General features: G+C 68.0%; 5 protein-coding genes. 3 read left to right on the forward strand and 2 right to left on the reverse strand.

The window, feature by feature from the left end:
- Positions 1-407: 407 nt before the first annotated feature.
- Positions 408-2,933: an ATP-dependent Clp protease ATP-binding subunit gene (locus ACZ4O3_RS31675; protein WP_362718389.1), complete on the forward strand. Its 2,526-nt coding sequence runs from the start codon at positions 408-410 to the stop codon at positions 2,931-2,933.
- A gap of 84 nt (positions 2,934-3,017) precedes the next feature.
- Here the strand turns inward: ACZ4O3_RS31675 and ACZ4O3_RS31680 are convergent, their stop codons facing one another.
- Entirely contained in the window at positions 3,018-3,620 is a 603-nt protein-coding gene (locus ACZ4O3_RS31680; RefSeq protein WP_467725489.1) for an HAD family acid phosphatase, read from the reverse strand.
- A 443-nt stretch (positions 3,621-4,063) separates the two neighbouring features.
- Here ACZ4O3_RS31680 and ACZ4O3_RS31685 point away from each other — a divergent pair, with 443 nt between their 5' ends.
- Positions 4,064-4,615: a M23 family metallopeptidase gene (locus ACZ4O3_RS31685; RefSeq protein ID WP_362718394.1), complete on the forward strand. Its 552-nt coding sequence runs from the start codon at positions 4,064-4,066 to the stop codon at positions 4,613-4,615.
- A gap of 46 nt (positions 4,616-4,661) precedes the next feature.
- On the opposite strand, the gene ACZ4O3_RS31690 is transcribed toward ACZ4O3_RS31685, so the two are convergent.
- Positions 4,662-5,261: a TetR/AcrR family transcriptional regulator gene (locus tag ACZ4O3_RS31690; protein ID WP_362718397.1), complete on the reverse strand. Its 600-nt coding sequence runs from the start codon at positions 5,259-5,261 to the stop codon at positions 4,662-4,664.
- Positions 5,262-5,418: 157 nt separating this feature from the next.
- Between ACZ4O3_RS31690 and ACZ4O3_RS31695 the strand changes: the two genes are divergently transcribed.
- Complete coding sequence (locus ACZ4O3_RS31695) at positions 5,419-7,023, forward strand: MDR family MFS transporter (RefSeq protein WP_384997203.1); 1,605 nt, start codon at positions 5,419-5,421, stop codon at positions 7,021-7,023.
- Positions 7,024-7,578 lie beyond the last annotated feature (555 nt).

Raw genomic sequence — 7,578 nt, forward strand, 5'->3', positions numbered from 1 at the left:
CGCCCGAGTTACGCTGGGTGCGCGCGCGAGTGCGCAGCGTTCCGAACGGAGGCCTTCGCGGGGGCACGGAGGGACGCAAGGTTGTTCGCCCGTAGCGGAGGGACCGGGGGCATACGGCATGGACTGTCAGTCCGTGCGGGTAAGACATCCCTAGTGGGAGGGGGCGACACGCAGGCGAGGGCGTCTCACGTTCGCCATCGGCGTACTGGCGGAAGGGGTAACTGCCTGGCCTGCGGGAACATCGTCTCGCACCATCGGGTTGGAGCATATGTCGGCGTTCGGGGTCAGGAGGCCATCGACGGTGTCGGCAGTTGGAATGAGCGGTCCCCGCTTGCGGGACTAAGCTGCGGAAGGACAGAGAGGGGAAGTTCCCCCCACTGCCTGACCGCTCTGAGGAGCGATTAACGATGTTCGAGAGGTTCACCGACCGCGCGCGGCGGGTTGTCGTCCTGGCTCAGGAAGAAGCCCGGATGCTCAACCACAACTACATCGGCACCGAGCACATCCTCCTGGGCCTGATCCACGAGGGTGAGGGTGTCGCCGCCAAGGCCCTTGAGAGCCTCGGGATTTCGCTCGAGGCGGTCCGCCAGCAGGTGGAGGAGATCATCGGCCAGGGCCAGCAGGCCCCGTCCGGGCACATTCCCTTCACCCCCCGTGCCAAGAAGGTCCTGGAGCTGTCGCTCCGCGAGGCGCTGCAACTGGGGCACAACTACATCGGCACGGAGCACATCCTGCTCGGCCTGATCCGTGAGGGCGAGGGCGTCGCCGCCCAGGTCCTGGTCAAGCTGGGCGCAGATCTCAACCGGGTGCGGCAGCAGGTCATCCAGCTGCTCTCCGGCTACCAGGGCAAGGAGACCGCCACCGCCGGCGGCCCTGCCGAGGGCACCCCCTCGACGTCCCTGGTCCTCGACCAGTTCGGCCGGAACCTCACCCAGGCCGCTCGTGAGTCCAAGCTCGACCCGGTCATCGGGCGCGAGAAGGAGATCGAGCGGGTCATGCAGGTGCTGTCCCGCCGCACCAAGAACAACCCGGTCCTGATCGGTGAGCCCGGCGTCGGCAAGACCGCCGTCGTCGAGGGGCTCGCCCAGGCCATCGTCAAGGGTGAGGTGCCCGAGACCCTCAAGGACAAGCACCTCTACACCCTGGACCTCGGCGCCCTGGTCGCCGGCTCCCGCTACCGCGGTGACTTCGAGGAGCGCCTGAAGAAGGTGCTCAAGGAGATCCGCACCCGCGGTGACATCATCCTGTTCATCGACGAGCTGCACACGCTGGTCGGTGCGGGTGCCGCCGAGGGCGCCATCGACGCGGCTTCGATCCTGAAGCCGATGCTGGCCCGCGGTGAGCTGCAGACCATCGGTGCCACCACCCTGGACGAGTACCGCAAGCACCTGGAGAAGGACGCGGCCCTGGAGCGCCGCTTCCAGCCGATCCAGGTCGCCGAGCCGTCCCTGCCGCACACGATCGAGATCCTCAAGGGTCTGCGTGACCGGTACGAGGCCCACCACCGGGTCTCCATCACGGACGAGGCGCTGGTCCAGGCGGCCACCCTGGCCGACCGTTACATCTCGGACCGTTTCCTGCCCGACAAGGCGATCGACCTGATCGACGAGGCCGGCTCCCGGATGCGCATCCGCCGGATGACCGCTCCGCCGGACCTGCGCGAGTTCGACGAGAAGATCGCCGGCGTCCGCCGGGACAAGGAGTCCGCGATCGACTCGCAGGACTTCGAGAAGGCCGCCTCCCTCCGCGACAAGGAGAAGCAGCTCCTGGCCGCCAAGGCCAAGCGGGAGAAGGAGTGGAAGGCCGGCGACATGGACGTCGTCGCCGAGGTCGACGGCGAGCTGATCGCCGAGGTGCTGGCCACGGCCACGGGCATCCCGGTCTTCAAGCTCACCGAGGAGGAGTCCTCGCGTCTGCTGCGCATGGAGGACGAGCTCCACAAGCGGGTCATCGGCCAGGTCGACGCCGTCAAGGCGCTGTCGAAGGCGATCCGCCGTACGCGTGCCGGTCTGAAGGACCCGAAGCGCCCCGGTGGCTCGTTCATCTTCGCCGGCCCGTCCGGTGTCGGTAAGACCGAGCTGTCCAAGGCCCTCGCCGAGTTCCTCTTCGGTGACGAGGACGCGCTGATCTCCCTCGACATGTCGGAGTTCAGCGAGAAGCACACGGTCTCGCGTCTCTTCGGTTCGCCCCCCGGTTACGTGGGCTACGAAGAGGGCGGCCAGCTGACCGAGAAGGTCCGCCGCAAGCCGTTCTCCGTCGTCCTCTTCGACGAGGTCGAGAAGGCCCACCCGGACATCTTCAACAGCCTGCTGCAGATCCTGGAGGACGGTCGTCTGACCGACTCCCAGGGCCGGGTCGTGGACTTCAAGAACACGGTCATCATCATGACGACCAACCTCGGCACCCGGGACATCTCCAAGGGCTTCAACCTGGGCTTCGCGGCCTCGGGCGACTCGAAGACCAACTACGAGCGCATGAAGAACAAGGTCCAGGACGAGCTCAAGCAGCACTTCCGGCCCGAGTTCCTCAACCGCGTCGACGACGTGGTCGTCTTCCCGCAGCTGACGCAGGAGGACATCCTGCGGATCGTCGACCTGATGATCGGCAAGGTGGACGAGCGCCTCAAGGACCGGGACATGGGCATCGAGCTCTCCCAGTCCGCGAAGGAGCTGCTGTCCAAGAAGGGCTACGACCCGGTGCTGGGCGCGCGGCCGCTGCGTCGCACGATCCAGCGCGAGATCGAGGACACGCTCTCGGAGAAGATCCTCTTCGGCGAGCTGCGCCCCGGTCACATCGTGGTCGTCGACACGGAGGGCGAGGGCGAGACCAAGACCTTCACCTTCCGGGGTGAGGAGAAGTCCGCACTCCCCGACGTCCCGCCGATCGAGCAGGCGGCCGGCGGAGCCGGTCCGAACCTGAGCAAGGAGGCGTAGCCCTCAGAGGCTCGCCGAAAGGCCCGAAAGAAAGGGGCCGGTGCTCTCCCGAGCACCGGCCCCTTTCGCGTACCCGTCGTGCGGCTACGAGAGCTGGCCGTTGTAGTCGGGCAGCTTGTAGGTCTTCTCCGCGTGGCCGCCCGAGAGGTCGGTGGCGCTGTTCCCGATGTTCGCGATGATCGTGTAGCCGTTGTTCTCGATGTCGACGCGCTGGGCGGTCTTGTAGGCGGCGACGTCCTTGAAGAGGTCGAAGAGGCTGCGGACGTACAGGCCGGAGACGTCGTAGCCGTCGTGTTCGAGGTTGTACTCGGTCGGCAGGTAGAGGATGCCCGGGCGGGCCGTGACGAAGAACAGGGAGACGCCGTGCTCCTGGGCGTACCGGGCGATGTTCAGGACCGGCTTGTTGGCCGGCTGGGGGAAGCTGAAGCCGAAGTCGGTCTCCAGGGTCGTGTTGTCGATGTCGAAGACGATCGCCTGCCGCTCGCCCGGCTCGGCGGCGGCGATGCGCTGCTTCAGGTACGGCAGGGCCTGGTCCATCACGGACTGGCAGTCCTGCTGCCAGGTGGCGTAGTCGACCGTGGTGGAGCTGCTCGCCGTCGCGGCCTGGGCCGGCGCGGCCATCCCGGCGAGCGCGGCCACGGAGACGGCGGCGATGGACATGCGGCGGGTCCAGGTGCCTGGGGTCATCGGTTGGGGTCCTCTCACGTCCACGGAAGTGTCAGGGACATGATGTGTGGGCGAGGTGGCGTAGAGGAAGCCATCGGGTTACCCGGGGGTAGGTCGGGCGAGGCCTGGGTCACACGCCGGGGGCTTCGGGCCGCGGTCGCCGGTGACATAGCGCACGGGTCAAATGTCCGTTACTAGCCGGGATAGTGGAACCCGTGACGGGGGAAAAGGGATTTTCTAACCCATGTCGCCTCACGCCCGGAAGGGTGAGGTCAGGGCTGCCAGGCCGGGCGCACTCTGTCAAGAAAGGGTCAACTTCGCGCGTGTGTACTAGCTGATGCCGTAGATGGTGTGGTTTGGGTGAAGCGCGGCTCTCGGGTTACCAAGGGATGCCCCGTTCGGCGGCCGACGCGTGTCAGCCGGTGCCGGAGGGGGGTCCCCGCTGTCTACTTCACGAGGTTTCGATGTCCCTGCGCGCCACTCTCCGTGCCCCCCGTACGTCCTCTCTCCGTAAGCGCGCCGCCGTTCTGGCGGCCGGTCTCGGAGTCACGGCCGTGGTGGGGTCGGGGGTCGCGTCGGCCGCCACGTCCAGTGCCGCCGCCTGGATCGACCCGGTGCAGAAGTACACCTTGTCCGCGAGCTTCGACCAGGCCGGCGGCATGTGGGCCGCCAAGCACAGCGGACAGGACTTCGCGGTGCCGATCGGCACCCAGGTCGTCGCCGCGCACGGCGGCACCGTCGTCAAGGCCGGCGGCAACGGCGCCGGTGACGGTCCCGCGTACGGCAACGCCGTCGTCATCAGGCACGGCAACGGCCAGTACTCGCAGTACGCCCACCTGTCCCGCGTCGACGTCAGGGTCGGGCAGGTCGTCAGGACCGGTCAGCACATCGCGCTGTCCGGCAACACCGGCAACTCCACCGGCCCGCACCTGCACTTCGAGATCCGTACGACCCCGAACTACGGCTCCGCGATCAACCCGGTCGTCTTCCTGCGCGCCAAGGGCGTGACCGTCTGACCGGTGTGATCGCCCGGACGGAACGGCCGGGGAAACGGCCGGAACGCTAGGCGGAAGGGCCGGAACCTCGGTGGGCCTGGGTCACCAGGTCCAGGGCGACCTCCAGAACGGCTTCCTGCTTCTTCTCGGGGTCGCCCTCCAGGTCCTGCATGACGAACATCCCCGCGTGCAGCGTGAACATCGCGCTGATGCAGCGGACCTGGTCGGTCAGGGGTGCGTCCGGGTCGACGAAGATGCTCCGCAGGCCGCGCATCCGGTCCTTGAAGGTGTCACCGATCCGCAGCTCCCGCACGGTCGCCTGGTTCTCCTGCATGAAGCGGAACAGCGGCCCGGCCTCGGCGAGCGCCCGGCTGTAGCGCCGTACGATCTCCAGCTTGATCTCCAGCGTGTGCGGCTGCCCCTCGCCCCACTCGATCAGGTCCTGGATCGGCCGAGTCAGATCCTCGAAGACGCTGACCAGGATCTCTTCCTTGGTCTTGAAGTGGTAGTACAGGGCTGCCTTGGTCACGTCGAGGCGCTCGGCGATCTCCCGCAGGGAGGTCTTCTCGTAGCCCTGCTCGGCGAAGAGTTCCAGCGCCACGTCCTGGATGCGCTGGCGGGTGTTGCCCCGGCGCTGCTGCTTGGTGCCGTCCATGGTGACGCCCATCCTCTTATTCCTCGCACTCCCGCGAAAACTCACTCTGCCGGACGGACGTCCGCTCCAGAAACTTACTTGACGACCGGCTAGTGACAGGTCTACCTTCCCAGTGTACTGAACTAGCCGGGCGGCCAGTAAGTAGCAGCCGCCAGGGGGAGTGGGAGAGATGGCGGACACCCAGGCGGCCGAGACGGGCCAGGAAAAACCGGGGGCACCGGCAGCGGCCGAGGCGCCGCAGAAGGAACCCAAGAGCGTACGGGTCGTGATGCTCGCGCTCATGGTCGCGATGATGCTCGCGATGCTCGACAACATGATCGTGGGCACGGCCATGCCGACCATCGTCGGTGAGCTGGGCGGTCTGGAGCACCTGTCGTGGGTCGTGACCGCCTATACCCTCGCGACCGCGGCGGCCACCCCGCTCTGGGGCAAGCTCGGTGACATGTACGGGCGCAAGGGCGCCTTCATGACCTCCATAGTCATCTTCCTGGTCGGCTCCGCACTCAGCGGCATGGCCCAGGACATGGGCCAGCTGATCGGGTTCCGGGCCATCCAGGGCCTCGGTGCCGGTGGTCTGATGGTCGGGGTCATGGCGATCATCGGTGACCTCGTGCCGCCCCGCGAGCGCGGCAAGTACCAGGGCATGATGGCCGGCGTCATGGCGCTCGCCATGATCGGCGGCCCGCTGGTCGGCGGCACCATCACCGACAACTGGGGCTGGCGCTGGGCCTTCTACATCAACCTGCCGCTCGGCGTGGTCGCGCTGGCCGCCGTCAGCGCCGTCCTGCACCTGCCGAAGAAGCGGAACAAGACGCGCATCGACTACCTGGGCGCCGGTCTGCTGACCCTCGGCATCACCTCGATCGTGCTGGTCACCACCTGGGGCGGTTCCCAGTACGCCTGGACGTCCGCACGAATCATGGAACTGATCGCCATCGGCGTCGTCGCCCTGATCGGCTTCGTCTTCTGGCAGACCAAGGCCGCCGAGCCGGTCCTGCCCCTGCACATCTTCCGGAGCCTCAACTTCACCCTGATGTCGGTCATCGGGTTCATCGTGGGCTTCGTGATGTTCGGAGCCACGCTGTTCCTGCCGCTCTACCAGCAGTCCGTGCAGGGCGCGTCCGCGACCAACTCCGGCCTGCTGCTGCTGCCGATGCTCGGCGCGATGCTGGTGACCTCGATGGTCGCCGGGCGGGTCACCACTAACACCGGCCGCTACAAGGTCTTCCCCCTGGTGGGCGGGGTGCTGCTGGCCGTCGGGCTGTACCTGCTGTCCACGATGGACACCGACACCACCCGGTTCATCTCGGGCGTGTACATGGCCGTCGTCGGCCTCGGCATGGGCTGCCTGATGCAGATCACCATGCTGGTCGCGCAGAACAGCGTGGAGATGAAGGACATGGGCGTCGCGTCCTCGTCCACCACCCTGTTCCGTACCCTCGGCTCCTCCTTCGGCGTCGCCATCATGGGCGCGATCTTCAACGACCGGGTCAAGGGCGTCATGTCCGAGCGGGCCGGCTCGCTGGGCTCCAAGATCACCGAGCAGTCGGCCCAGCTGGACGCGAAGAGCCTTGCGAAGCTGCCGGCGGCGGCCCGCGAGGCGTACCAGCACGCGGTGTCGGCCGGCACGCACTCGGCGTTCCTGCTCGGTGCCGTGATCGCGGTGGCCGTCGTGGTGGCCGCCGTCTTCGTCAAGGAGGTGCCGCTGCGCGGCGGCCCCCAGAAGGCGGGCTCCGACGAGGCGGCACCGCTGCCGGTCGTCGAGGCCGTCTGAGAGACGCACGCGGGTGGCCCCGGGACCGAGCGTCCCCGGGGCCACCCGCTTTCCCGTCACCTCCGCAACACCCGGCGAGACCCTGCACCGCGCACGACCACGCGTCGGGTACGTATGGCCGGCTGCACCCCGCAGGCCGCCGCGGCCCGCGACCGCTACGGGCCCGCTACGGCCTGCGCCCGTCACCGGCCTTGGCCGACTGTGGCCCGCGGTCGACAGGCCCTTGCTTGCCGCTGGCCCTAACCCGTCAGGCCCTCGCTCGGCCCTGGCCCACGTCCGCTACGGCTCTGGGCGGCTGCGGCTTGAGGCTGTCGGGCCCTTGGTCGGTCCCAACGTGCCCGCCGTGCTCTCGGTCTGCCGTGCCGCGCGTCCGCTACAGCTTTGGTCTGCCGTGGCCCGCGTCCGCTACGGCCTTGGTCAGCTGCGGCCCGCGGTCGCCGGGCTGTTGGTCGGCTGCGGCCCGCGTCCGCCGCGTCCCGGTCGCCCTGGCCCGTGTCGGCTATGGCCTTGGTCGGCTGTGGCCTGAGGTTGCCGGGCCGCTGGTCGGTCCTGGCG

It is taken from the genome of Streptomyces sp. NPDC026515 (assembly GCF_055567595.1).